The organism is Streptomyces spororaveus, assembly GCF_016755875.1.
GTDB classification, from domain to species: Bacteria; Actinomycetota; Actinomycetes; order Streptomycetales; family Streptomycetaceae; genus Streptomyces; species Streptomyces spororaveus.
In genome coordinates this window covers 3,757,969-3,783,475 of sequence record NZ_BNED01000005.1, presented here as the reverse complement: position 1 = coordinate 3,783,475, position 25,507 = coordinate 3,757,969, and the positions used below count along the sequence as shown (strand labels likewise).

General features: G+C 71.5%; 22 protein-coding genes. 13 read left to right on the top strand and 9 right to left on the bottom strand.

Features of this window, described 5'->3' with window-relative positions; translation table 11 throughout:
* Nucleotides 1-4 precede the first annotated feature (4 nt).
* From Sspor_RS19260 to nuoN, 13 genes are read left to right on the top strand one after another with little or no spacing between them, the layout of a single operon-like run.
* Nucleotides 5-559, top strand: coding sequence for a NuoB/complex I 20 kDa subunit family protein (locus Sspor_RS19260; protein WP_007265818.1), 555 nt, complete (start codon nt 5-7; stop codon nt 557-559).
* Entirely contained in the window at nt 556-1,302 is a 747-nt protein-coding gene (locus Sspor_RS19255) for an NADH-quinone oxidoreductase subunit C (RefSeq protein ID WP_202200235.1), read from the top strand. The genes Sspor_RS19260 and Sspor_RS19255 overlap by 4 nt, the downstream gene beginning before the upstream one ends.
* Complete coding sequence (locus Sspor_RS19250; RefSeq protein WP_202200234.1) at nt 1,302-2,657, top strand: NADH-quinone oxidoreductase subunit D; 1,356 nt, start codon at nt 1,302-1,304, stop codon at nt 2,655-2,657. Before Sspor_RS19255 ends, Sspor_RS19250 begins: the two co-directional genes overlap by 1 nt.
* Nucleotides 2,654-3,409 (top strand): NADH-quinone oxidoreductase subunit NuoE, encoded by a 756-nt coding sequence (gene nuoE, locus Sspor_RS19245; RefSeq protein ID WP_202200233.1) that lies wholly within the window; start codon nt 2,654-2,656, stop codon nt 3,407-3,409. Before Sspor_RS19250 ends, nuoE begins: the two co-directional genes overlap by 4 nt.
* Entirely contained in the window at nt 3,409-4,794 is a 1,386-nt protein-coding gene (gene nuoF / locus Sspor_RS19240) for an NADH-quinone oxidoreductase subunit NuoF (protein ID WP_202200232.1), read from the top strand. The genes nuoE and nuoF overlap by 1 nt, the downstream gene beginning before the upstream one ends.
* The gene (locus Sspor_RS19235; protein WP_202200231.1) at nt 4,791-7,295 is read left to right on the top strand and encodes an NADH-quinone oxidoreductase subunit G; all 2,505 of its coding nucleotides are present in this window, start codon (nt 4,791-4,793) and stop codon (nt 7,293-7,295) included. The genes nuoF and Sspor_RS19235 overlap by 4 nt, the downstream gene beginning before the upstream one ends.
* On the top strand, nt 7,292-8,659 hold the full coding sequence (nuoH, locus tag Sspor_RS19230; RefSeq protein WP_237403927.1) for an NADH-quinone oxidoreductase subunit NuoH: 1,368 nt from the start codon (nt 7,292-7,294) through the stop codon (nt 8,657-8,659). Before Sspor_RS19235 ends, nuoH begins: the two co-directional genes overlap by 4 nt.
* Before the next feature lie 3 nt (nt 8,660-8,662).
* The gene (gene nuoI, locus Sspor_RS19225; protein WP_202200230.1) at nt 8,663-9,259 is read left to right on the top strand and encodes an NADH-quinone oxidoreductase subunit NuoI; all 597 of its coding nucleotides are present in this window, start codon (nt 8,663-8,665) and stop codon (nt 9,257-9,259) included.
* 8 nt (nt 9,260-9,267) lie between these two features.
* Nucleotides 9,268-10,083 (top strand): NADH-quinone oxidoreductase subunit J, encoded by an 816-nt coding sequence (locus tag Sspor_RS19220; protein WP_202203736.1) that lies wholly within the window; start codon nt 9,268-9,270, stop codon nt 10,081-10,083.
* Entirely contained in the window at nt 10,080-10,379 is a 300-nt protein-coding gene (nuoK, locus tag Sspor_RS19215) for an NADH-quinone oxidoreductase subunit NuoK (protein WP_030653455.1), read from the top strand. The genes Sspor_RS19220 and nuoK overlap by 4 nt, the downstream gene beginning before the upstream one ends.
* 9 nt (nt 10,380-10,388) lie before the next feature.
* Nucleotides 10,389-12,284, top strand: coding sequence for an NADH-quinone oxidoreductase subunit L (gene nuoL / locus Sspor_RS19210; protein WP_202200229.1), 1,896 nt, complete (start codon nt 10,389-10,391; stop codon nt 12,282-12,284).
* Between the two features lies 1 nt (nt 12,285).
* Entirely contained in the window at nt 12,286-13,878 is a 1,593-nt protein-coding gene (locus tag Sspor_RS19205) for an NADH-quinone oxidoreductase subunit M (RefSeq protein ID WP_202200228.1), read from the top strand.
* Entirely contained in the window at nt 13,875-15,530 is a 1,656-nt protein-coding gene (nuoN, locus tag Sspor_RS19200) for an NADH-quinone oxidoreductase subunit NuoN (RefSeq protein ID WP_202200227.1), read from the top strand. Before Sspor_RS19205 ends, nuoN begins: the two co-directional genes overlap by 4 nt.
* A gap of 66 nt (nt 15,531-15,596) precedes the next feature.
* On the opposite strand, the gene Sspor_RS19195 is transcribed toward nuoN, so the two are convergent.
* The 9 genes from Sspor_RS19195 to fahA form a co-directional block, all read right to left on the bottom strand.
* Nucleotides 15,597-16,211: a Uma2 family endonuclease gene (locus tag Sspor_RS19195; RefSeq protein WP_202200226.1), complete on the bottom strand. Its 615-nt coding sequence runs from the start codon at nt 16,209-16,211 to the stop codon at nt 15,597-15,599.
* A 124-nt stretch (nt 16,212-16,335) separates the two neighbouring features.
* A complete protein-coding gene (locus Sspor_RS19190; protein ID WP_202200225.1) occupies nt 16,336-16,947 on the bottom strand; it encodes a hypothetical protein in 612 nt (203 codons plus the stop codon).
* Nucleotides 16,948-17,060: 113 nt separating this feature from the next.
* Entirely contained in the window at nt 17,061-19,805 is a 2,745-nt protein-coding gene (locus Sspor_RS19185; RefSeq protein WP_202203735.1) for a fumarate reductase/succinate dehydrogenase flavoprotein subunit, read from the bottom strand.
* Nucleotides 19,806-19,846: 41 nt separating this feature from the next.
* Nucleotides 19,847-20,794: an ABC transporter ATP-binding protein gene (locus tag Sspor_RS19180; protein WP_202200224.1), complete on the bottom strand. Its 948-nt coding sequence runs from the start codon at nt 20,792-20,794 to the stop codon at nt 19,847-19,849.
* Nucleotides 20,791-21,720 (bottom strand): ABC transporter permease, encoded by a 930-nt coding sequence (locus Sspor_RS19175; RefSeq protein WP_202200223.1) that lies wholly within the window; start codon nt 21,718-21,720, stop codon nt 20,791-20,793. The genes Sspor_RS19180 and Sspor_RS19175 overlap by 4 nt, the downstream gene beginning before the upstream one ends.
* Nucleotides 21,717-23,063: an ABC transporter substrate-binding protein gene (locus Sspor_RS19170; protein WP_202200222.1), complete on the bottom strand. Its 1,347-nt coding sequence runs from the start codon at nt 23,061-23,063 to the stop codon at nt 21,717-21,719. Before Sspor_RS19170 ends, Sspor_RS19175 begins: the two co-directional genes overlap by 4 nt.
* A gap of 14 nt (nt 23,064-23,077) precedes the next feature.
* Entirely contained in the window at nt 23,078-23,305 is a 228-nt protein-coding gene (locus Sspor_RS19165; protein ID WP_030011381.1) for a 4Fe-4S dicluster domain-containing protein, read from the bottom strand.
* Nucleotides 23,306-23,370: 65 nt separating this feature from the next.
* Nucleotides 23,371-24,141, bottom strand: coding sequence for a GntR family transcriptional regulator (locus Sspor_RS19160; RefSeq protein ID WP_202200221.1), 771 nt, complete (start codon nt 24,139-24,141; stop codon nt 23,371-23,373).
* Between the two features lie 139 nt (nt 24,142-24,280).
* On the bottom strand, nt 24,281-25,504 hold the full coding sequence (fahA, locus tag Sspor_RS19155; RefSeq protein ID WP_202200220.1) for a fumarylacetoacetase: 1,224 nt from the start codon (nt 25,502-25,504) through the stop codon (nt 24,281-24,283).
* Between the last annotated feature and the right edge of the window lie 3 nt (nt 25,505-25,507).

Here is a 25,507-nt window from a genome sequence, read left to right as displayed (position 1 = left end):
TTCCATGGGACTGGAAGAGAAGCTGCCGAGCGGCTTTCTGCTGACCACCGTCGAACAGGCCGCGGGATGGGTGCGCAAGTCGTCCGTCTTCCCGGCGACCTTCGGTCTGGCCTGCTGTGCCATCGAGATGATGACCACCGGAGCGGGCCGGTACGACCTGGCCCGCTTCGGCATGGAGGTCTTCCGCGGCTCCCCGCGCCAGGCCGATCTGATGATCGTGGCCGGACGGGTCAGCCAGAAGATGGCGCCGGTGCTGCGGCAGGTGTACGACCAGATGCCCGCTCCCAAATGGGTCATCTCCATGGGGGTCTGTGCATCCTCGGGCGGAATGTTCAACAACTACGCGATCGTCCAGGGCGTCGACCACATCGTCCCGGTGGACATCTATCTGCCCGGCTGCCCGCCGCGCCCCGAGATGCTGATGGACGCGATCCTCAAGCTCCACCAGAAGATCCAGGGCTCCAAGCTCGGCGTGAACCGGGAGGAAGCCGCCCGTGAGGCGGAGGAGGCGGCCCTCAAGGCCCTCCCCACCATCGAGATGAAGGGGCTGCTCCGGTGAGCGAGACCCAGAAGCCGGAGAACGGCGGCAACGGCGCCGACGACGGCAACGGCGGCAACGTCCCCGCGCCCCGCGCCCAGGGCCCCGAGGTCATCGGCGTCCGCAAGGGCATGTTCGGCGCCGCGGGCGGCGGGGACACCAGCGGCTACGGCGGCCTGGTGCGGACCGTGGCCATGCCCGGCGCCACGAGCCGACCGTACGGCTCCTACTTCGACGAGGTGGCCGACGAACTCGAAGGCGCCCTGGAGGAGCAGGACCTGGTCCCCGGCAATGCCATCGAGAAGACCGTGGTCGACCGGGGCGAGCTCACCTTCCACATCGCCCGCGAGCACCTCGTCCGGGTCGCGCGGACCCTGCGCGACGACCCGGCCCTGCGCTTCGAGCTCTGCACCGGCGTCTCCGGCGTGCACTTCCCCGGGGACAAGGGCCGCGAGCTGCACGCCGTCTACCACCTGCGCTCGCTCACGCACGGCCGGATCCTGCGGCTGGAGGTGTCCGTCCCGGACAGCGACCCGCACGTCCCCTCGCTCGTCGCCGTCTACCCGACCAACGACTGGCACGAGCGCGAGACGTACGACTTCTTCGGCCTGATCTTCGACGGGCACCCGGCCCTCACCCGGATCATGATGCCGGACGACTGGCAGGGCTTCCCGCAGCGCAAGGACTACCCGCTCGGCGGCATCCCCGTCGAGTACAAGGGTGCCCAGATCCCGGCTCCCGACCAGCGGAGGTCGTACAGCTGATGTCCCCCACCTCGAACGACGCAGAGAACCACGCCTCCGCCGATCATGCATCTGCGCGCGAGACGACCGAAGGCACCGTCTACACCGTCACCGGCGGCGACTGGGACGAGATCGTCCAGTCCGCGGCCAGGGCCGACGACGAGCGGATCGTCGTCAACATGGGTCCGCAGCACCCGTCCACCCACGGAGTGCTGCGCCTGATCCTGGAGATCGACGGCGAGACGGTGACCGAGGCCCGCTGCGGCATCGGGTACCTGCACACCGGCATCGAGAAGAACCTCGAATTCCGGAACTGGACGCAGGGCACCACCTTCGTGACGCGCATGGACTACCTGACGCCGTTCTTCAACGAGACGGCGTACTGCCTCGGCGTCGAGAAGCTGCTCGGCATCACCGACCAGATCCCGGACCGCGCCACCGTCATCCGCGTCCTGCTGATGGAGCTCAACCGGCTCTCCTCCCACCTGGTGTGCATCGCTACCGGCGGCATGGAGCTGGGCGCGACCACGATCATGATCTACGGCTTCCGCGACCGCGAGCTGATCCTCGACATCTTCGAGCTGATCACCGGGCTGCGCATGAACCACGCGTTCGTCCGCCCCGGCGGCCTCGCCCAGGACCTTCCCCCGGGCGCCGTCGACCAGCTGCGCGAGTTCGTGAAGACCATGAAGAAGAACCTGCCGGAGTACGACAAGCTCGCCACCGGCAACCCCATCTTCAAGGCCCGCATGCAGGACGTCGGCTACCTCGACCTCACCGGCTGCATGGCGCTCGGCGCCACCGGCCCGATCCTGCGCTCCGCCGGCCTGCCGCACGACCTGCGCAAGTCGGACCCGTACTGCGGCTACGAGAACTACGAGTTCGACGTACCGACCACCGAGAGCTGCGACTCCTACGGGCGGTTCCTGATCCGCCTGGAGGAGATGCGCCAGTCCCTGCGGATCGTCGAGCAGTGCCTGGAGCGCCTGGAGCCGGGCCCGGTCATGGTCGCCGACAAGAAGATCGCCTGGCCGGCGCAGCTCGCGATGGGCCCCGACGGCCTCGGCAACTCGCTCGACCACATCCGGAACATCATGGGCACCTCCATGGAGGCCCTCATCCACCACTTCAAGCTGGTGACCGAGGGCTTCCGGGTACCGGCCGGCCAGACGTACGCGGCCGTCGAGTCCCCCAAGGGCGAGCTCGGCGTCCACGTCGTCTCCGACGGCGGGACCCGCCCCTACCGGGTCCACTTCCGCGACCCGTCCTTCACCAACCTGCAGGCCATGGCCGCGATGTGCGAGGGCGGCCAGGTCGCCGACGTCATCGTCGCCGTCGCCTCCATCGACCCCGTGATGGGAGGCGTCGACCGATGACCGCCAGTCCTTCGAACCAGGGCGTCTCGCTGGGCATGCCCCAGCTGCCGGCCCCCGACTTCCCGGCGGAGGTACGCGAGCGCCTCGAAGCCGACGCCAGGGAAGTCATCGCCCGCTACCCCGACAGCCGCTCCGCGCTGCTGCCGCTGCTGCACCTGACGCAGTCCGAGGAGGGCCACGTCTCGCGCACCGGCATCCGCTTCTGCGCCGAGGTGCTGGGCCTGACCACCGCCGAGGTCACGGCCGTGGCGACCTTCTACACGATGTACCGCCGCAAGCCCTCCGGGGACTACCAGGTCGGCGTCTGCACGAACACCCTGTGCGCGGTGATGGGCGGCGACGCCATCTTCGAGGAGCTCAAGGAGCACCTCGGGGTCGGCAACAACGAGACCACCCCCGACGGCAAGGTCACCCTCGAACACATCGAGTGCAACGCGGCCTGCGACTACGCACCCGTGGTGATGGTCAACTGGGAGTTCTTCGACAACCAGACCCCCCAGTCCGCCAAGGCCATGGTCGACGACCTGCTGGCCGGCCGCGAGGTCTCGCCGACCCGGGGCGCGCCGCTGTGCACGTACAAGGAGACCGCCCGGATCCTGGCCGGCTTCCCGGACGAGCGCGAGGGCGCGGTCGAGGCGACCGGCGGCGCCGGCCCCGCCTCCCTGATCGGGCTGCGCATCGCGCGCGGCGAGTCCGCGCACACCCCGATCGTCCACCCGCGCGGCGAGGCCACCACCGAGGGAGGGGAGTGATGTCGGTGTCTTCCGAACTGAGCAACGGGGGAAACGGGAGCAGCTCCCACCCGGAGACCGGGGGAGGGACCAGCCCGGAGAAGCTCCTCGCCCCCGTGCTGTCCTCCTTCTGGGACGAGCCGCGGTCGTGGACGCTGGAGACCTACCGGCGCCACGAGGGGTACGAGGGCCTGCGCAAGGCGCTCGCGATGACCCCGGACGACCTCATCGCCTACGTGAAGGACTCGGGTCTGCGCGGACGCGGCGGCGCGGGCTTCCCCACCGGCATGAAGTGGCAGTTCATCCCGCAGGGCGACGGCAAGCCGCACTACCTCGTGGTCAACGCGGACGAGTCGGAGCCGGGAACCTGCAAGGACATCCCCCTCCTCTTCGCCAACCCGCACTCCCTCATCGAGGGAATGATCATCGCCTGCTACGCGATCCGCTCGGAGCACGCCTTCATCTACCTGCGCGGGGAGACGGTGCCCGTGCTGCGGCGCCTGCACGAGGCCGTGCGCGAGGCGTACGCGGCGGGATACCTCGGCAAGGACATCGACGGCACCGGGCGCAACCTCGACATCACGGTGCACGCGGGCGCGGGCGCGTACATCTGCGGCGAGGAGACGGCGCTGCTCGACTCCCTCGAAGGCCGGCGCGGCCAGCCCCGGCTGCGTCCCCCCTTCCCTGCCGTCGAGGGGCTCTACGCGTGCCCCACTGTCGTCAACAACGTCGAGTCGATCGCCTCGGTTCCCGCGATCCTGAACAAGGGCAAGGACTGGTTCAAGTCGATGGGGACCGAGAAGTCCCCCGGCTTCACCCTGTACTCGCTCTCCGGACACGTCGTCGGCCCCGGCCAGTACGAGGCCCCGCTCGGCATCACCCTGCGCCAGCTCCTCGACATGAGCGGCGGCATGCGCCCCGGGCACCGGCTGAAGTTCTGGACCCCCGGCGGCTCCTCCACCCCGATGTTCACGGACGAGCACCTCGACGTCCCGCTCGACTACGAGGGCGTGGGCGCCGCCGGCTCCATGCTCGGCACCAAGGCCCTCCAGTGCTTCGACGAGACGACCTGCGTGGTGCGGGCCGTGACCCGGTGGACCGAGTTCTACGCCCACGAGTCCTGCGGCAAGTGCACCCCGTGCCGCGAAGGCACCTACTGGCTGGTCCAGCTGCTCCGCGACATCGAGGCCGGCAACGGCGTCATGTCCGACCTCGACAAGCTGAACGACATCGCCGACAACATCAACGGCAAGTCCTTCTGCGCGCTCGGCGACGGCGCGGCCAGCCCGATCTTCTCCTCGCTCAAGTACTTCCGCGAGGAGTACGAGCAGCACATCACGGGCAAGGGCTGCCCCTTCGACCCCAGGAAGTCGACCCTCTGGGCCGACACGGAGGTGAACGCATGACCGTCACCACTCCAGCGGCCTCCGGTGGCGGAGCGGCGGTTCCACCGGAGAACACCGTCTCGCTGACCATCGACGGGGTCGAACTGTCCGTGCCCAAGGGCACCCTCGTCATCCGGGCCGCCGAACAGCTCGGCATCGAGATCCCCCGGTTCTGCGACCACCCCCTCCTCTCCCCGGCCGGCGCCTGCCGCCAGTGCATCGTCGAGGTCGAGGGCCAGCGCAAGCCGATGGCCTCCTGCACCATCACCTGCACCGACGGCATGGTCGTCAAGACCCAGCTGACCTCCGAGGTCGCCGACAAGTCCCAGCGCGGGGTGATGGAGCTGCTGCTCATCAACCACCCGCTGGACTGCCCGGTCTGCGACAAGGGCGGCGAGTGCCCGCTGCAGAACCAGGCGATGTCGCACGGCAACGCCGAATCGCGGTTCGAGGGCAAGAAGCGCACCTACGAGAAGCCGGTCCCGATCTCCACCCAGGTGCTGCTGGACCGCGAGCGGTGCGTGCTGTGCGCGCGCTGCACCCGCTTCTCCAACGAGATCGCCGGCGACCCGATGATCGAGCTGCTGGAACGCGGCGCGCTCCAGCAGGTCGGCACCGGCGAGGGCGACCCCTTCGAGTCGTACTTCTCCGGCAACACCATCCAGATCTGCCCGGTCGGCGCCCTCACCTCGGCCGCCTACCGGTTCCGCTCCCGCCCCTTCGACCTCGTCTCCTCCCCGAGCGTGTGCGAGCACTGCGCGGGCGGCTGCGCGACCCGCACCGACCACCGCCGCGGCAAGGTGCTGCGCCGGCTCGCCGCCGAGGACCCCGAGGTCAACGAGGAGTGGATCTGCGACAAGGGCCGCTTCGGGTTCCGCTACGCGCAGCGCCCGGACCGGCTGACCACCCCGCTGGTACGCGGCTCCGACGGGGTGCTCGCCCCGGCGAGCTGGCCCGAGGCCCTGGAAGCCGCGGCGAACGGACTCGCCGCCGCGCGCGGCCGGGCCGGCGTGCTGACCGGCGGCCGGCTCACCGTCGAGGACGCCTACGCGTACGCCAAGTTCGCGCGCGTCGTCCTCGACACCAACGACATCGACTTCCGGGCCCGCGTGCACAGCGCGGAGGAGGCCGAGTTCCTGGCCTCGGAGGTCGCCGGGTACGGGGTGGACCTCGGCGGTCAGTGGCTCTCCTACACCGCCCTGGAGGCGGCTCCCGCGGTGCTGCTCGTCGGCATCGAGGCCGAGGAGGAGGCCCCCGGCGTCTTCCTGCGGCTGCGCAAGGCGCACCGCAAGCGCAAGCAGCGGACCTACTCCGTCGCCCCCTTCGCCACCCGCGGCCTGGACAAGGCCGGTGGCACCCTGCTGGCCGCCGCACCCGGCACCGAGCCCGAGTGGCTCGACGCGCTGGCCTCCCGGACCGGCCTGGAGACCGGCGGTGCCGAAGCCGCCGAGGCGCTGCGGCTGCCCGGCGCGGTCATCCTCGTCGGGGAGCGCCTCGCCGGGGTGCCGGGTGCGCTGACCGCCGCCGTACGGGCGGCCGGGGTCACCGGGGCCACCCTGGTGTGGATCCCGCGCCGGGCCGGTGAGCGGGCCGCCGTCGAGGCGGGCGCGCTGCCGTCCCTGCTGCCGGGCGGCCGCCCCGCCACCGACCCGCGGGCCCGGGGCGAGGTCGCCGCCGCCTGGGGGCTGGACGAGCTCCCGCACCGCTACGGCCGTGACACCGGCCAGATCGTCGAGGCCGCCGCGACCCGGGAGCTCTCGGCGCTGCTGGTCGCGGGTGTCGAGGTCGCCGACCTGCCCGACCCGGCCCGCGCGCGGACCGCCCTCCAGGAGGCCTTCGTGGTCTCCCTGGAACTGCGGCCCAGCGAGGTCACCGACCACGCGGACGTGGTCCTCCCGGTCGCAGCGGTGGCCGAGAAGGCGGGCGCGTTCATCAACTGGGAGGGTCGGGTCCGGCCGTTCGAGGCCGCGCTCAAGCCCGACCAGATGACCCGCCGGCTCGCCCCGGCCGACGCCCGCGTGCTGCACATGCTGGCCGACGCCGCCGACCGGCCGATCGCCCTGCCCGACGTACACGCCGTACGCCGGGAGATCGACCGGCTCGGCCCGTGGGCCGGGGAGCGGGCCGCCGAGCAGAGCGCGGACACCGTGCCCCTGCCCCGTCCGGGCAGCGGCGAGGCGGTCCTCGCGGGCCACCGGCTCCTGCTCGACCTCGGCCGGCTGCAGGAGGGCGACGACGCCCTGGCCGGCACCCGCCACGAGGCGAGCGCCCGGCTGTCGGCCGCCACGGCCGCCGAGACCGGCGTCAAGGACGGTGACGTCCTCGCGGTCACCGGCCCGGCCGGCTCGGTGGAACTCCCGCTCCGGATCACCGAGATGCCCGACCGCGTGGTCTGGCTCCCGCTGAACTCCACCGGCTCCGGCGTCCTCGCCGACGCCGGAGCCCGCCCGGGCACCCTCGTGCGCATCGGCCCGGCGACCCCGGCCGGCGCAGGCGACACCACTGCGGAGGTGGACGCGTGAACGCGGTACACAGTGACTTCGTGCAAGTGGCCGCCGAGGACCTGTCCCTGTTCGGCCGCGACGTCTGGTGGCTCGTCGTCGTCAAGGCGGTCTTCTGCTTCGCCTTCCTGATGGTGACGGTGCTCTTCTCCATCGTGTGGGAGCGCAAGGTCGTCGCCTGGATGCAGCTGCGCATCGGCCCGAACCGGCACGGCCCCTGGGGCATGCTCCAGTCGCTCGCCGACGGCGTGAAGCTGATGCTCAAGGAAGACCTGATCGTCAAGCGGGCCGACAAGGTCATCTACGTCCTGGCCCCGATCATCGCGGCGATCCCGGCCTTCATGGCCATCGCGGTGATCCCCTTCGGTCCGCCCGGTGACGAGGTCTCCATCTTCGGCCAGCGCACCACGATGCAGCTGACCGACCTGCCCATCGCGATGCTCTACATCCTCGCGGTGGCCTCGGTCGGCATCTACGGCATCGTGCTGGCGGGCTGGTCCTCCGGCTCCACCTATCCGCTCCTCGGCGGCCTGCGCTCCTGCGCGCAGATGATCTCCTACGAGATCGCGATGGGCGCGGCCTTCGCCTCGGTCTTCCTCTACTCCGGGTCGATGTCGACCTCGGCGATCGTCGAGGCCCAGGCGGACCGCTGGTTCATCGTCCTGCTGCCGGTGTCCTTCATCATCTACGTCGTCACGATGGTCGGCGAGACGAACCGCGCCCCCTTCGACATGCCGGAGTCCGAGGGCGACCTGGTCGGCGGTTTCAACACCGAGTACTCGTCCATCAAGTTCGCGCTGTTCATGCTGGCGGAGTACGTCAACATGGTCACCGTCTCGGCGGTCTCGGTCACCCTCTTCCTCGGCGGCTGGCGGGCCCCTTACCCGATCAGCTCCTTCTGGGAGGGCGCGAACCACGGCTGGTGGCCGATGCTCTGGTTCGTCCTCAAGGTGCAGCTGCTGCTGTTCTTCTTCATCTGGCTGCGCGGCACGCTGCCCCGCGTGCGCTACGACCAGCTGATGAAGCTCGGCTGGAAGGTCCTCATCCCGGTCTCCGTGGTCTGGCTGATGCTGGTGGCCACCGTCCGGGCGCTGCGCAACGAGGCGTACGACTTCAGCGAGATCGTCCTCTACGTCGGCGGCGCCGTCGTGGCGGTCCTGCTGCTCTCCTTCGTCGCGGACGTCTTCCGCGACAAGCGGGAGAAGACGGCGGCCGCCGAGGCGGTCGAGGATGCCGAGCCCTTCGACCCGCTGGCGGGCGGATTCCCCGTACCGCCGAAGCCCGGCCAGCACCTGGAGCCCGTACCGCGCAGGCGGTCCCGCAGCGAGCGGGAGCTGATTGTCAGTGGCGGTACGAATACTGAAAGTGACCGAGAGGAGGCTTGAGAGATGTCCGACGAGAAGTGGCAGAACCCGGTGGCGGGCTTCGGCGTGACCTTCAAGGCCATGTTCAAGAAGCGCCTCACCGAGCAGTACCCGGAGCAGCAGAAGACGACCGCACCGCGCTTCCACGGACGGCATCAGCTCAACCGGCACCCCGACGGTCTGGAGAAGTGCATCGGGTGCGAGCTGTGTGCCTGGGCCTGTCCCGCCGACGCGATCTATGTGGAGGGCGCGGACAACACCGAGGAGGAGCGCTACTCCCCGGGTGAGCGGTACGGCCGCGTCTACCAGATCAACTACGCCCGCTGCATCCTGTGCGGGCTGTGCGTGGAGGCGTGCCCGACGCGGGCGCTGACCATGACGAACGAGTTCGAACTGGCCGACTCCAGCCGCGAATCGCTCATCTACACCAAGGAGCAGCTGCTGTCCGGTCTGACCGAGGGCATGGTCGAGGCACCGCACTCGATCTTCCCCGGCGCGGACGACACGGACTACTACCGCGGACTGGTCACCGGGGCCGCCCCGGGCACCGTCCGGCAGGTCGCCGTCTCCAAGGGCGAGGTCGCCCCGGAGAACGGGCAGTCCGAGGAGGCGGACGCATGAGCGCCGGCATGAGCGCCCTCGCCGCCTCCGCGACGTCCCTGACGTCCACGGGCGAGGCGGTCCAGTTCTGGGTCCTCGGCACGGTCGCCGTCATCGGCGCCCTGGCCACGATCCTGATGAAGAAGGCCGTGCACAGCGCCCTCAGCCTGGCCGGGACGATGATCATCCTGGCGGTCTTCTACCTCGCCAACGGGGCGTACTTCCTGGGCGTCGTCCAGGTCATCGTCTACACCGGCGCGATCATGATGCTGTTCCTCTTCGTGGTCATGCTCGTCGGCGTCACCGCCGCCGACTCCCTGAAGGAGACCATCAAGGGACAGCGCTGGATGGCCGCCCTGTGCGGGCTCGGCTTCGGCACCCTGCTGATCGGCGGCATCGCCAACGCCGGGCTCACCCACTTCAACGGGCTCGGCCGGGTCAACTCCGGCGGGCACATCGAGGGCCTGGCACAGCTGATCTTCACCAAGTACGTCTTCGCCTTCGAGATCACCGGCGCGCTGCTGATCACCGCGTCCGTCGGCGCGATGGTGCTCACCCACCGCGAGCGCACCGAACGGGCCGCCACCCAGCGCGAACTCGCCGAGAAGCGGGTCCGCGACGGCGTCCAGCTCCCGCCGCTGCCCGCGCCCGGCGTCTACGCCCGGCACAACGCGGTGGACGTCGCCGGTCTGCTGCCGGACGGCACCCCGTCCGAGCTGACCGTCAACCGCACGCTGCGCGCCCGGGGCCAGATCCGGGACGTCTCCAGCCAGGCCCTCGACGACCTCAAGGCACTGGAGCAGGCCTCCGCGGAGCGCCTCGGCCGTGAGGAGGCCTCGAAGTGAATCCGGTCAACTACCTGTACCTGGCGGCCCTGCTGTTCACCATCGGTGCCACCGGGGTCCTGATCCGCAAGAACGCGATCGTGCTGTTCATGTGCGTCGAGCTGATGCTCAACGCCTGCAACCTCGCCTTCGTCGCGTTCTCCCGGATGCACGGCAACCTCGACGGCCAGATCATCGCGTTCTTCACGATGGTCGTCGCCGCCGCGGAGGTCGTGGTCGGCCTGGCGATCATCGTGTCGCTGTTCCGTACCCGCCACTCGGCCTCGGTCGACGACGCCAGCCTGATGAAGCTGTAAGGGGTCGCTGTGGAGAACCTGATTGTGCTGCTGGTGGCAGCGCCCCTGCTCGGAGCGGTGGTGCTGCTGTGCGGCGGCCGGCGCCTCGACAGGGTCGGCCACTGGATCGGCACCCTGCTCGCGGCCGCCTCCTTCGGGATCGGCGCCGCACTGTTCGCCGACATGCTGGGGCGCACGGCCGAGGACCGGACCCTCACCCAGAACCTGTACACCTGGATCCCCGTCGAGGGCTTCCAGGCGGACATGGCCTTCCAGCTGGACCAGCTGTCGATGACCTTCGTCCTGCTGATCTCCGGGGTGGGCACGCTCATCCACGTGTATTCGATCGGGTACATGGAGCACGACGAGCGCCGCCGCCGCTTCTTCGGCTACCTCAACCTGTTCGTCGCGGCGATGCTGCTCCTGGTCCTCGCCGACAACTACCTGCTGCTGTACTTCGGCTGGGAGGGCGTGGGCCTCGCCTCCTACCTCCTGATCGGCTTCTGGCAGCACAAGCCCAGCGCGGCCACCGCCGCGAAGAAGGCCTTCCTGGTCAACCGCGTCGGCGACATCGGCCTGTCGATCGCGATCATGCTGATGTTCACCACCTTCGGCACCTTCGCCTTCGAGCCGGTGTTCGGCGCGGTGGGGGAGGCCTCGGAAGGCAAGCTCACCGCCATCGGGCTGATGCTCCTGCTGGCCGCCTGCGGCAAGTCCGCGCAGGTCCCGCTGCAGTCCTGGCTCGGGGACGCGATGGAGGGCCCGACGCCGGTCTCGGCCCTGATCCACGCGGCCACCATGGTGACGGCGGGCGTGTACCTGATCGTCCGCTCCGCCGCGATCTTCAACGGGGCGCCGGACGCCCAGCTGGTGGTCACCGTCGTGGGCGCGGTCACGCTGCTCTTCGGTGCGATCGTCGGTTGCGCGAAGGACGACATCAAGAAGGCCCTGGCGGGCTCGACGATGTCGCAGATCGGCTACATGATCCTCGCCGCCGGCCTCGGTCCGATCGGCTACGTCTTCGCGATCATGCACCTGGTGACGCACGGCTTCTTCAAGGCGGGCCTCTTCCTCGGCGCCGGTTCCGTGATGCACGGGATGAACGACGAGGTCGACATGCGCAAGTACGGGGGCCTGCGGAAGTACATGCCGGTCACCTTCGTCACGTTCGGACTCGGGTACCTGGCCATCATCGGCTTCCCGGGCCTGTCGGGCTTCTTCTCCAAGGACATGATCATCGAGGCGGCCTTCGCGAAGGGCGGCACCGAGGGCTGGATCCTCGGCGGTGTGACCCTGCTGGGCGCCGGCATCACCGCCTTCTACATGACCCGCGTCATGCTCCTCACCTTCTTCGGCGAGAAGCGCTGGCAGCCCGACGACGCCGGCCACGAGCCGCACCCGCACGAGTCCCCGAAGTCCATGACCGTCCCGATGGTCATCCTCGCCTTCGGGTCGGTCTTCGCCGGCGCCTTCTTCGAGATCGGCGAACGCTTCCTGAAGTGGCTGGAGCCCGTCACCGGTTACTCCCACGGCGACTCGCCGGTCAGCGCCATGACCGTGACCGCCGCCACCATGGTGATGCTCCTCGTCGGCGTCGGCATCGCCTGGGCCATGTACGGACGCAGGCCCGTCCCGGTCGTCGCACCGCGCGGCTCGGTCCTCACCCGGGCGGCCCGCAAGGACCTCTACCAGGACGACTTCAACCACGTCGTGCTGGTGCGCGGCGGAGAGCACCTGACCCGCTCGCTCGTATACCTCGACCACAGCGTGGTCGACGGGGTGGTCAACGGGACGGCCGCCTCGGTCGGCGGGCTCTCGGGCCGCCTGCGCAAGCTGCAGAACGGCTACGCCCGCAGCTACGCGGTCTCGATGTTCGGGGGCACGGTGGTTCTGATCGCCGCGACCCTGCTGATGAGGGCGGTGTGAAATGAGTTTCCCGCTTCTGACGGTGACGGCCGCGGTTCCCGCGGTCGGCGCGATCCTGACGGCGGCCGTCCCGGCCGCCCGCAGGACCGCCGCCAAGTGGCTCGCGCTGCTCTTCTCGCTGGCGACACTGGCCCTGGCCGTGCTCGTCGCGGTCCGCTTCGACCCGGGCGGCGACCGCTACCAGCTCACCGAATCCCGGCCCTGGATCGCCGACTTCGGCGTCCGCTACGAGCTGGGCGTGGACGGGATCGGGGTGGTGCTCATCGGGCTCACCGCGCTGCTGATCCCCTTCGTGATCGCGGCCGGCTGGCACGACGCCGACCCCCTGGAGACGCAGTCCACGCGCTGGCGGCCGACCCAGGGCTTCTTCGCCCTGATCCTGCTGGTCGAGGCGATGGTGATCATCTCCTTCGAGGCCACCGACGTCTTCCTCTTCTACATCTTCTTCGAAGCCATGCTCATCCCGATGTACTTCCTCATCGGCGGCTTCGGGGACCGGGCGCACACCGGCTCCGACGAGAACGCGGCCGCGCAGCGCTCGTACGCGGCGGTCAAGTTCCTCCTCTACAACCTGGTCGGCGGCCTGATCATGCTGGCCGCGGTCATCGGCCTGTACGTGGTCGCCGGGAACTTCTCCCTCCAGGAGATCACCGCCGCCCGCGCCGCGGGCACGCTCGACATGGCGACCAACACCGAACGGCTGCTGTTCCTCGGCTTCTTCTTCGCCTTCGCGGTGAAGGCCCCGCTGTGGCCGCTGCACACCTGGCTGCCGAACGCGATGGGTGAGTCCACCGCCCCGGTCGCCGTGCTGATCACGGCGGTCGTCGACAAGGTCGGCACCTTCGCGATGCTCCGCTTCTGCCTCGGACTCTTCCCCGACGCCAGCAAGTGGGCCACGCCGGTGATCCTCGTCCTGGCCCTGATCAGCATCGTCTACGGCGCGCTGGTCGCGGTCGGCCAGCGGGACATCAAGCGGCTGGTCGCCTACGCCTCGATCTCGCACTTCGGCTTCATCATCCTGGGCATCTTCGCGATGACCTCCCAGGGCCAGTCCGGCGCCACCCTCTACATGGTCAACCACGGCCTGTCGACGGCGGCGCTGATGCTGGTGGCCGGCTTCCTGATCTCGCGGCGCGGCTCGCGGCTCATCGCCGACTACGGCGGTGTCCAGAAGGTGGCCCCGGTCCTCGCCGGCACCTTCCTGATCGGCGGTCTCGCCACCCTCTCGCTGCCGGGCCTCGCGCCCTTCGTGAGTGAATTCCTGGTGCTGGTCGGCACGTTCGCCCGGTACCCGGTCGTCGGCATCATCGCCACCACCGGCATCGTGCTCGCCGCGCTCTACACGCTGGTGCTCTACCAGCGCACGATGACCGGCCCCGTGAAGGAGGAGGTCCGCACCATGCCGGACCTGCGGCTGCGGGAGGTACTGGTCGTCGCCCCGCTGATCGCCCTGCTGATCGGGCTGGGCGTGTACCCGAAGGTCCTCACCGACATCGTCAACCCGGCGGTGGAGCACACCCTGTCGGACGTGAAGCAGACGGACCCGAAGCCCGAGGTCGCCGTCGAAGCCAAGAACGGGGAGGCGGCGAAGTGAGCACACTGACTTCCGCCCACAGCCTGTGGACACTGGCGGCCGAGGCACCGGCCGACCGGATTCCGGCACCGACCATCGAGTACGCACAGCTCGCGCCCACGCTGATCGTGGTCGGCGCGGCGGTGCTCGGGATCCTGGTCGAGGCCTTCGTGCCCCGCAAGTCCCGGTACTACGTGCAGGTGTTCCTCACCGTCGCCGCGCTGGCCTCGGCCTTCGCCGCGGTCGTCGGCCTTGCGGCCGGCGGGTACGGGTCCGGCAAGGCCCACATCGCCGCGATGGGCGCCATCGCCGTCGACGGCCCGGCGCTCTTCCTGCAGGGCACCATCCTGCTGGCCTCGGTCGTGGCGGTCTTCACCTTCGCCGAACGGCGGCTGGACCCCGCGGCGCACGGCAAGCGGGTGGACTCCTTCGCCGCCCAGGCGGCGTCCGTACCGGGCAGCGACAGCGAGAAGGCCGCCGTCAAGGCGGGCTTCACCACCACCGAGGTCTTCCCGCTGGCCCTGTTCGCGATCGCCGGCATGCTGATCTTCCCGGCGGCCGACGACCTGCTGACGCTGTTCATCGCCCTTGAGGTGTTCTCCCTCCCGCTGTACCTGCTCTGCGCCCTCGCCCGCCGCCAGCGGCTGATGTCGCAGGAGGCGGCGGTGAAGTACTTCCTCCTGGGTGCCTTCTCCTCCGCCTTCCTCCTCTTCGGCATCGCGCTGATCTACGGCTACGCGGGCTCGGTCTCGTACGCCGTGATCGCCGACGTGGTCGACGGCACGGTGGCGAACATCGACCCGGCGCTGGCCTCCACCATGGGCAACGACGCGCTGCTGCTGATCGGCGGCGCGCTGATCCTGATGGGCCTGCTCTTCAAGGTCGGCGCGGTCCCCTTCCACATGTGGACCCCGGACGTCTACCAGGGCGCCCCGACCCCGGTCACCGGTTTCATGGCGGCGGCGACCAAGGTGGCCGCCTTCGGCGCCCTGCTGCGCCTCCTCTACGTGGTCCTGCCGGGGCTGCGCTGGGACTGGCGTCCGGTGATGTGGGCGGTGGCCATCGTCACCATGCTGGCGGGCGCGGTGATCGCCGTGACCCAGACGGACGTCAAGCGGCTGCTGGCCTACTCCTCGATCGCACACGCGGGCTTCATCCTGGCCGGCGTGATCGCCACCTCGGCGCAGGGCATCCAGTCCGTCCTCTTCTACCTGGGCGCCTACTCCTTCGTGACGATCGGCGCCTTCGCGGTGGTCACGCTGGTGCGCGACGCGGGCGGCGAGGCCACGCACCTGTCCAAGTGGGCGGGGCTCGGCAGGCGTTCGCCGCTGACGGCGGCCGTGTTCGCGGTGTTCCTGCTCGCCTTCGCGGGCATCCCGCTCACCTCCGGGTTCACGGGCAAGTTCGCCGTGTTCAAGGCGGCGGCGGAGAGCGGTGCCGGGGTGCTGGTCGTGATCGGTGTGATCTCGTCCGCGATCGCCGCGTTCTTCTACATCCGGGTGATCGTCCTGATGTTCTTCAGCGAGCCGAAGGCCGACGGTCCGACGGTGGCGGTCCCCTCGCCGCTGACGATGACCACCATCGCGGTGGGCGTCGCGGTCACGCTGGTGCTGGGCCTGGCCCCGCAGTACTTCCTGGACCTGGCGGGTCAGGCGAGCACGTTCGTCCGCTGACCGGTTGGCGCAACGGCCAAGGGCCCGGCCCCCTGCGGGGAGCCGGGCCCTTGGCCGTGTGCGGGTCTATTCCGGTAGCCCCTTCGGTTTGATCGTGGTGAGGTCCAGGTCGATGGGGAAGGGGACCGTGACCTTCAGCCGGTCGTGGAAGATGCCCGTCGCGACGTAGACACGCGTGGCCGGTTCGAGTTCGAACACGTAGACGACTGCCCGGTCGTTCTTGTTCTCGACCCGCCAGTAGTGGGGGATTCCTGCCCGGGCGTACTTGGCCGGCTTGGTTTCGCGGTCCCGGCCGATCGAATCGGGAGAGACGACCTCGATGGCCAGCCGGACGGACTCGGCGGGGATCCGTGTCTGCTGCAGGGGGCCCCGGGCCAGTTCCTCGTCGACGACGAGGACGTCCGGCTCGGGCCGGTTCAGTCGGTCGATGTCGATGGTGAACTCTCTCATCACTTCGAGTCCGTCCGGAACCAGTGATTCGAGTTGCCATTCGAAGAATCGCAGGGCTCGCATGTGGAAACGGGTTTGCGGACTCACGAAGATCAGGCTCCCGTCGATCAGCTCCGTGTGCGGAGGCAGGTTGGGAAGCCGGTCAAGGTCGTCCGCCGTCCACCCGCCCGCGGGCGGGACGGGCCAGCGCGGGGCGGGCTCCTGCTCGGGGGTCTCGGGATCGACGCTCATCGGTAGTGCTCCCATGCGACGGAGTCTCGCGAGTCCGACCAGCGTATCGCCCGGGGTTCCCGGAGAAGCCGCCCTTTCGGGTGAGTCATATGCCCGGGTCACTTGACCACACGGGCCGCGCGGACTAATGGCCGTGCGGGTGGGCGGCGGCCGGCTTGCCCGGGGCGGGGGCCTTCTTCGGGCAGGTCAGGGCCGGGTTCCAGTTGTGGAAGCGGCCCGCCGGGTTCTCCTTGTACGCCCACATGTGCAGGTCGTAGTGCTTGGGCATGCCCGCCCAGTGGCCCGGCATCGGCCCGTCGAAGGGCAGCCCGAACATGCTCGGCCGGTCGTCGCTGGTCTTCAGGTCCTGGTCCCGGTCGGTGGACATCCACTCCACCGTTTCGAGCCTGCGGCGGCCGTTGCGGTCCTTCTCCTTGCTGTAGAGGAGCGCGGTCGGCCTGGCCGGGTCCTTGGAACCCCAGTTCGCCTGCTTGACGTAGTGGTAGTTCATCGCGCCCACCCCGAACGGGTTGCTCATGCACTCCTCGCCGTGCGGGACGTACCCGTCCTTGAGCGCCGCCCGCTCGTCCGCGTACTTGGCCGTCACCGCGATCGCCGTCGCCATGTCCCGCATGGCCTTCGCGTCGCGCGGGTCGGGCGCGGGCCCCTCCACCCCGTGCGCAGGGACCACGGCTGCCAGACCCAGCGACACGGCGGCGGCGATCACGAGGGCGGTCTTGCGGACATCGGGGGACATGGGGGCTCCTGCCGTCGACGGGCTTTCGTCCACCATCCCGGCGCCCGGCGGGCCCTGCACGTCGCGGACCCCCGAACGGGGGTCCGGCAGCGCCGCCTGACACCGTGTGAGGGTCAAGCGGGTCGGGCCGCCCGGGCGGCGTACGCGCGGACGTCCGCGTCCGGGTCCGCGACCGCCGTGGCCAGGGCCGCCCGGGCCTCCGCCTCGGCCCGGTGGGCCAGCAGGGCGAGGACGGCGGCCTTGCGGACATCGGCGTTGCGGTCGGCCAGCGCCTTGGCCAGGGCCGGTACGGCCACCCCCGCCTCGGCCGCCGCCAGCGCGGCGGCCGCACCGGACCGCACCTGCCAGGCGGTGTCGGCCAGGGCCGCCACCGCCGTCCCGGCGTACCCCGCCGGGCAGCCGGCCCGGGCCAGGGACGCCAGCGCCGCGCCCCGCACCAGCGGGTCCGGGTCGGCCAGCAGCGGGTCCAGCGGGGCCGGGGCCGGTGCGTGCACCGAGGCCAGGCCCTTGGCCACCGCCACCCGGACCTCGCGGGCCGGATCCGCGGCGGCCACGGCCAGGTCCGGGACGGCGTCCACCGAGACCAGCGCCCGCACCGCGTGGATACGGACCTCCGGGTCGGTGTCGGCCAGCGAGGCGGCGTACAGCTCCGCGTCGCCGAGCCGCAGCGCCCGCAGCGCTTCGAGCGCGGCCGAGCGCACCGCGGGGTCGGGCACGGCGAGGGCGGCGCGCAGGCCCGCCCCCAGCTCCGGTCCGCCCGGCAGGACCTCCACGAGCTCGCGCAGCGCGGCCGCGGCGGCCGCTCGTACGACGGGAGCGGCGTCGGCCAGGCGGGCGGCCAGCGCGGGCCCGGCGCCGGCCGGTACGGTCTCGCCGAGCGCGGCCACGGCGGCGGCCCGTACCGCCGGATCGGGGTCGGCCAGGTAGGGCGTGAGGGCGGCCAGGTCGGGGGACTCCTCGGCCAGGGCGAGCAGTTCGAGGATCCGGGGCGAGGACCCGGAGCCGCCGGGGGCCGGGGCCTGGGCCGGGGCTTCCACCGTGGCCACCGGAATCGGCGCGGCCTGCGCCCGGGCCGCCGGGGCCGCCTCACGGGGGCCCGCCGTGGCCACCGGGACCAGGTCGACCTCGCCCAGGTGGCGCGAGGGGCCGCCGGCCGGGGCGAACCCGTCCACCGGCACCAGGTACGGCTCCACCGGCCGGGCGGTGAACTCCATCGCCCCCGAGGCCGACTTGCGCAGGTCCAGGTGGTGCAGCCAGCCCGTGTCGTCGCGCTGCGGATGGTCGAGCCGCTCGTGGTAGAGGCCCCAGCGGGACTCGGTACGGGCCAGCGAGGAGCGGGCCGCCATCTCCGCGCAGTCCCGGATGAAGGACACCTCCGCGCACCGCATCAGCTCGTGCGCGGTGGTCGCGCCCATCTCGGCGATCTCGCCGGTCATCCGGTCGAAGGCCGCCACGGCGAGCGAGAGCTTCGCGCCCGTCTTCGGCGGGGCCACGTAGTCGTTCACGAACCGCCGCAGCTTGTACTCCACCTGCGGCTGCGGCGGCCCGTCCGGATGGCGCAGGGGGCGGTAGATCAACTCGTGGGCCGCCGCCAGCTGATCGGCCGGCAGCGTGCCCTCGTACGCCGTGTACCGGGCCGCGTCCTCGCCCGCCAGGTCGCCGAAGACGAACGCCCCGATCATGTAGTTGTGCGGTACGGACGCCAGGTCCCCGGCCGCGTACAGCCGCGGCACCGTCGTGCGGGCGTGGTCGTCGACGCGGACGCCGGACGCCGAGTGGCCGCCGCACAGGCCGATCTCGGAGATGTGCATCTCGATGTCGTGGGTGCGGTAGTCGTGGCCGCGGCCCGCGTGGAAGGTGCCGCGCGTCGGCCGCTCGGTGGTGTGCAGGACGGCCTCCAGGGAGGCCACCGACTCCTCCGGGAGGTGGCTGAGCTTGAGGTACACCGGGCCCCGGTCGGAGGCGAGTTCGGCCGCGAACTCGGCCATCATCTGCCCCGACCAGTAGTCGGAGTCCACGAACCGCTCGCCGTGCCGGTTGACCTGGTAGCCGCCGAAGGGGTTCGCGACGTACGCGCACGCCGGGCCGTTGTAGTCCTTGATCAGCGGGTTGATCTGGAAGCACTCGATCCCGGTCAGCGCGGCGCCCGCGTGGTAGGCCATGGCGTAGCCGTCGCCCGCGTTGGTCGGGTTCTCGTACGTGCCGTACAGGTAACCGGAGGCCGGCAGTCCGAGCCGTCCGCACGGGCCGGTCGCCAGGATCACCGCCCCCGCGCGCACGGTCACGAAGGCCCCGGTGCGCGTGTTGAAGGCGGCCGCGCCGATCGCCCGGCCGTCCTCGGGCGAGGTGAGGACGCGCACCGGCATCACCCGGTTCTCGATCCGGATCCGCTCGCGCATCTCGCGGCGCCGCAGCTGCCGGTAGAGGACCTTCTTGACGTCCTTGCCCTCGGGCATGGGCAGCACGTACGAGCCGGAACGGTGGACCTGGCGCACCGCGTACTCGCCGTGCTCGTCCTTCTCGAACTTCACCCCGTACGACTCCAGGCGCTGCACCATCGCGAACCCGCGGGTGGCGGTCTGGCGGACCGTGGACTGGTCGACGATGCCGTCGTTGGCACGGGTGATCTCGGCGACGTAGTCGTCGGGCTCGGCGCGGCCGGGGACGACCGCGTTGTTGACCCCGTCCATGCCCATGGCGAGGGCGCCGGAGTGGCGTACGTGCGCCTTCTCCAGGAGCAGGACCCGCGCGCCGCGCCCGGCGGCGGTCAGCGCCGCCATCGTGCCGGCCGTGCCGCCGCCGATGACGAGGACGTCGCAGGAGAGTTCCTCGGCGTCGCCGATCGCGGGGATGCCCATGGCGGGAGTGTCCGTCGCCTGGATGTCCATGGTGCGGCCCTTCAGAGTGAGTTGATGATCTGCTGCCGGAGTCCGGCGTACGAGGCCCCGCGGTCGCGCGGGTTCGGTACGGGCACCACCTGCGCGGTGCCGAGCAGGGCGACGCGGTCGCCGAGGAACAGCGCCTCGTCCACGTCGTGGGTGACGAAGACGACGGTCGCGCCGGTGCCCGCGAGGACGTCCACGAGGAGGTCCTGCATCTCGGCGCGGGTCTGGGCGTCGAGCGCCCCGAAGGGTTCGTCCATGAGGACGGCGCGCGGGCGCGCGGCGAGGGCGCGGGCCAGCTGCACGCGCTGGCGCTGGCCGCCCGAGAGCTGGTGCGGGAACTTGTGCGCGTGCCCGTCCAGGCCGACCTGCTCCAGCCACTGCGCGGCGGTCCGCCGCCGGGCCCGCCGGGCGGCACGCGACAGATCGAACACGGGGGAGCGGCCGGTGCGGCCGGGCACCCCGCTCTGCCCGTCCCCGCTCTGCCCGTCCCCGCCCTGCCCGTCCCCGCCCTGCCCGTCCCCGCCCTGCCCGTCCCCGTCCGGGCCGGACGCGCGGGACGGCCGTGGCGCGCGCTCCTCCCCGGACGGGCCCCGCGAGCGTCCGACGGCGAGCGGGAGTTCGACGTTGGCCCGGACCGTGCGCCAGGGGAGCAGGGCGTCGTCCTGGAAGACCAGGGCCCGGTCGGCACCCGGGCCGCGGACCGGGGCGCCGTCCTGCTCCACCACGCCGTCGAGCGGCGGCAGCAGCCCCGCGAGGGTGCGCAGGAGGGTGGACTTGCCGCAGCCGGACGGGCCCACGACGGCGAGCACCTCCCCGGGCTCGACCGTCAGATCGACCCCGTCGAGGACCGCGTTCCCGCGGTGCCCGAGCCGTACGCCGCGCAGCGCGAGCCGCGCCCCGTGCCGCGCGGGGTGCGCCGCGGCGCCGGGACTGGTCCGGGCATCTGCCTGGGTCAGGCTCATGGGGTCACCTCTCGGGTCTGCTCGGGGAAGCTCCCCGGTCCGGAACGCGGGCCGGCCGCGCCGGCCCGGGTCGCCACCGGGCGCGGGGCCCGGGGCGATCGGCGGGGGCCCCGCCCCGTACGGGTGCGGGCGGCGCCGGCGGACGGCACGGGGCCCGAGGAGTCGCGCGCCGGGAGCCACCGCGTCAGCCGGCGGCCCGCGCGTTCCACCGCCGTGGAGGTCAGCCAGCCCAGCGCGCCGATGGTGAGCATGCCGACGAAGACCCCGGGGTAGTCGATGACCGTGTAGTCCTGCCAGGTCCGGTAGCCGACCCCGTACTCGCCGGAGATCATCTCGGCGGAGATCACACAGATCCAGGCGACCCCGATCCCGACCGACAGGCCCCCGAAGATGCCCGGCAGGGCACCCGGCAGCACGACGGAGAACAGGATCCGCGCCCGTCCGCCGCCCATGGTCAGGACCGCCTCCTCCCACACGGGGGCCAGTGCCCCCACGGCGTGCCGCGTCGAGACCAGCACCGGGAAGAAGGCGGCCGTGCAGGTGATGAACACGATCCCCTGCTCGTTGGAGGGGAACAGCAGGATCGCCACCGGGACCAGCGCGATGGCCGGGACCGGACGCAGCACCTCCAGCAGCGGGCCCAGCACATCGGCCGCGATCCGCGAACGGGCGATCGCCGTGCCCACCGCCACGCCCAGGACCGCGGCGAGCGCGAAGCCCGTCACGATCCGGCGCAGACTGGAGCCCAGGTCCTGCCAGTACGGGCCGGTCCCGGCCCGCTCCGCGAAGGTCGACGCGACCTCGCCCACCGTCGGGAACTGCTCGAAGCGCAGCCACAGGTTCACGTCCAGCGAGGTCAGCCCCTGCCACAGGAGCAGGGCCACGCCGAGCGAGGCCGCCCGCAGCAGCCAGCGGCCGCCCGTCACGAGGCCAGGGCTCCGGCCTCGGCGAAGCTCACGACCCGCGCCCCGGATCCCTGGTGCGCCGCCACGTACGCCTTCGCGCCCGCCGGTGTGACGAAGGCGCGCAGCTCCGGCCCCTCGGCGACCCACACCGCCCGGTCCGCGAACCAGAGCGTGCCCGTCACCGCGTCCGGCACGTACGCCGCCCGGACGTCCGCGCCGCGCGCCGCCTTCAGCAGCTCGCGCGGGGAGTCGAAGGACCGGGTGCGGGCCTCGCCCTTCAGCCACAGCTCGGGGCGGGCGGCCACCGCCGCGGGGTACTGCGCCGACCCGGCCGCCACCCGCGCCAGCGGCTCCGGGTCCACGAAGGCGTCCACGTCCACGTCGCCGACCAGCTTGGCGTCCTTGAGCACCGGCACGTCCTGCTTCAGCGCGTCGATCAGCTCCGGGCGCAGGGCCGGGTCGAAGGTGGCGATGCCGTTCGCCCCGTTGTAGAGGTACACCACCTCCGCCGGCAGCCCGGTCTCCTTCGCCACCGACTCGGCGGCCGCGACCGGCTCGGTGCGCAGGTGGTCGGTGGCCTTGCGCTGCGCCCGCAGGAAGTCGTCCAGGACGCCCGGCCGTTCCTTGGCGAACTTCTCCCGCACGGTGACCCCGTGGAAGGTCGGCAGGTTCAGCTCGGCGCCGTCGTACAGGGCCTTGGCGCGGCCCTCGTACGCCAGCTGCCCCGGCCACGCCACGAACTGCGAGAGCGCGTCGACGCTGCCCGCCTGGAGCGCCGAAGCGCCGACGCTGGGCTGCTGGTTGAGCTTCTCGATGCCGCCCGACGGGTCGATCCCGGCGCGCTGCAGCGCCCGTACCAGCGTCCCGTCGGCCGCCGAGCCGACGCTCGTCGACACCTTCTTCCCGCGCAGGTCGGCCAGGGACTCCAGCTTCGAGTCCGGTGCGGTGACCACGGTGTTGAGGCCGCCGCGCAGGTTGTAGCCGGTCACGGAGACGAGGTGGGTGGGCTGCTTCAGCTCCTTGCCGCGCATCGCGTTGATGAGGAGCGGGAAGTCGCCCATCGAGCCGATGTCGATCTTCCCGGCGGTCATCTGGGCGGTGATGGGGGCGCCGGTGGCGTAGTCCTGCCAGTCCACCTTGTAGGTGACGCCCTCCTTCTGGCCGCGCGCGGCCAGCTCCTCCTCGAAGTAGCCGAGGGAGCGCAGCAGAGTGCCGGCGGTGACGGTGTTGATGGTCTTGGACTGGTAGCCGACGGTCACGGTGACCGTGCTGGAGCCGGCCGCCCCGGCGGAGCCCGAGCAGGCCGTGGCCAGGGGCGCGAGGAGCAGGGCCAGCGCGGCGGGCGCGAGTGCCTTCGTACGCATGGGGAGGGGACCTTTCACCGGAGCAGGTAGGGCATGTTGACGGTGACCGCACCGGTGGGACAGCGGGCGGCGCACGGGCCGCAGTACCAGCACTCGTCGACGTGCATGTAGGCCTTGCCGTTGTCCTCGCGGATCGCGAGCGAGTCGAGCGGACACATGTCGACGCAGAGCGTGCAGCCGTCGATGCACAGGGACTCGTCGATGGTCACGGGCACGTCGCCGCGCTGGGGGACCACAGGCATGGCTGTCTCCAGGAAGGTGGGTACGCAGAAGGCGGTGAGGGCGGTGAGGGCGGTGCCGGGGGTGTTCAGAGGGAGCGGCGCAGCAGGCCGCTCATGGTGATCCGGTCGCCGCGGAAGCGGATGAACTCCAGGTCGACGGGCCGGCCGTCGCCCAGGTGGGTGAGCCGCTCCAGCATCAGGACGGCGGCCCCGCGCGGGGCCTGGAGGACGGCGGCGGAGTGCGCGTCGGCGTTGACGGCCTCCAGGGTGATCTCGGCGTGGCCGAGCGGCTGCCCGGTCAGCTGCTCCAGGAGCCGGAAGACGTCGGTGTTCTCCAGGTCGCAGCCCAGGAGTCCGGCGCCGATGTCCATGGGGACGTAGGTGAGGTCGAGGGAGAGCGGCAGCCCGTTCAGGCGCCGCAGCCGTTCGATGTAGAGCACGTCGGCGTGCTCCGGCAGGCCGAGCCGCCCGGCGACCGGGGCGGGGGCGCGTACGGGGCCGACGGTGCGGACCTCGTTGGTCACCCGGCCGTGCTCGTTCAGGGTCTCGGCCAGGCCTTGCAGGCGGTCCAGGCCGTGCGGGTACTTCTCGCAGACCACGACGGTGCCCACGCCCGGGCGGCGCTCCACGAGCTGCTCGCCGCGCAGCAGGTCGAGGGCCTGGCGGACGGTGTTGCGGCCGGCGCCGTAGTCGTCGGCGAGCCGGCTCTCCAGGGGGAGGACCCCGTCGGGGTAGCCGCCCGCCAGGATCTGGTGGCGCAGCAGGTCGGCGAGCTGGCGAGCCTGGTCGGCACGCAGTCGCCGCCGGCGCGCCGCGGCGACCGGGACGGTGTGCGTGACGGTTCGTTCGGCTGGCATGGCAGGGAACGTACCGGCGGCCCGGGGCCGGTGGTGTTGCCGCAGTGTTGCGCCACCTGACGGCGCTTCCACAAGGCTCTGAGCTGCGGTTTCGGCAGGGTGGTGGAAAGATCCGCCACCCCGCCGACCAAGGGCTGGACTAGCGCGATCCCACGATGCGGCCGGTGACCTCGCCGAGGCCGACGCGCGTGCCGTCCGGGCCGGGGGCCCAGGCGGTGAGGGTGACGGTGTCCCCGTCCTCCAGGAAGGTGCGCTTGCCGTCGGTGAGCTCGATGGCGTCGCGGCCGTTCCAGGTGAGCTCCAGCAGCGAGCCGCGCTGGCCGACCTCGGGACCGCTGACGGTGCCGGAGCCGAAGACGTCGCCGGTGCGCAGGGAGGCGCCGTTGACGGTCATGTGGGCGAGCTGCTGGGCGGCCGTCCAGTACATGGTGGCGAAGGGCGGCTGCGCCACCTCCTGGCCGTTGATGGAGACGCTGATGTGCAGGTCGAAGCCGCCGGGGCGGTCGAGACCGGAGTCGTCCAGGTAGGGCTGGAGCGGGAAGTCCCGGGCGGGCGGGGCGACGCGGGCCGCGTCCAGGGCCTCCAGCGGGGTGACCCAGGCGGAGACCGAGGTGGCGAAGGACTTGCCGAGGAAGGGGCCGAGCGGCACGTACTCCCAGGCCTGGATGTCGCGCGCCGACCAGTCGTTGAGCAGGAACAGCCCGAAGACGTGCTCCTCGAAGTCGCCCAGCGCCACCGGCCGGCCCAGCTCGGAGGGGGTGCCGACGACGAAGCCGACCTCGGCCTCGATGTCGAGCTTGACGGAGGGGCCGAAGACGGGCGCCGGGTCGGTGGGCGCCTTGCGCTGGCCGGAGGGGCGTACGACATCGGTGCCGGAGACCACGATGGTGCCGGAGCGGCCGTGGTAACCGATCGGCAGGTGCTTCCAGTTGGGGGTCAGCGCGTCGCCGTCCGGGCGGAACATCCTGCCGACGTTGGTGGCGTGGTGCTCGCTCGCGTAGAAGTCGACGTAGTCGGCGACCTCGTACGGCAGGTGCAGGGTGACCTCGTCGAGCGGTACCAGGTGCGGCTCGACGGTGGGGCGGTGGCCGGGGTCGGTCACCCAGGCGGTCAGCGCGCGGCGCACGTCGCGCCAGGCGGTGTGGCCGGCACCCAGCAGCGGGTTGAGGGAGGACCGTCCGAGCAGGTCCGCGAAGGGGGAGCCGAGCGCGGTCGCGGCCGCCCCCGCGTCGAGGACGAATCCGCCGATGCGTACGCCGACCCGCCGCCGGTCGTCCTCGGCGGTCGAGAAGACGCCGTAGGGGAGGTTGTGCGGCCCGAACGGGTCGCCCTCGGGGACATCGAGGGGGCTCTGCTGGGGCATGGG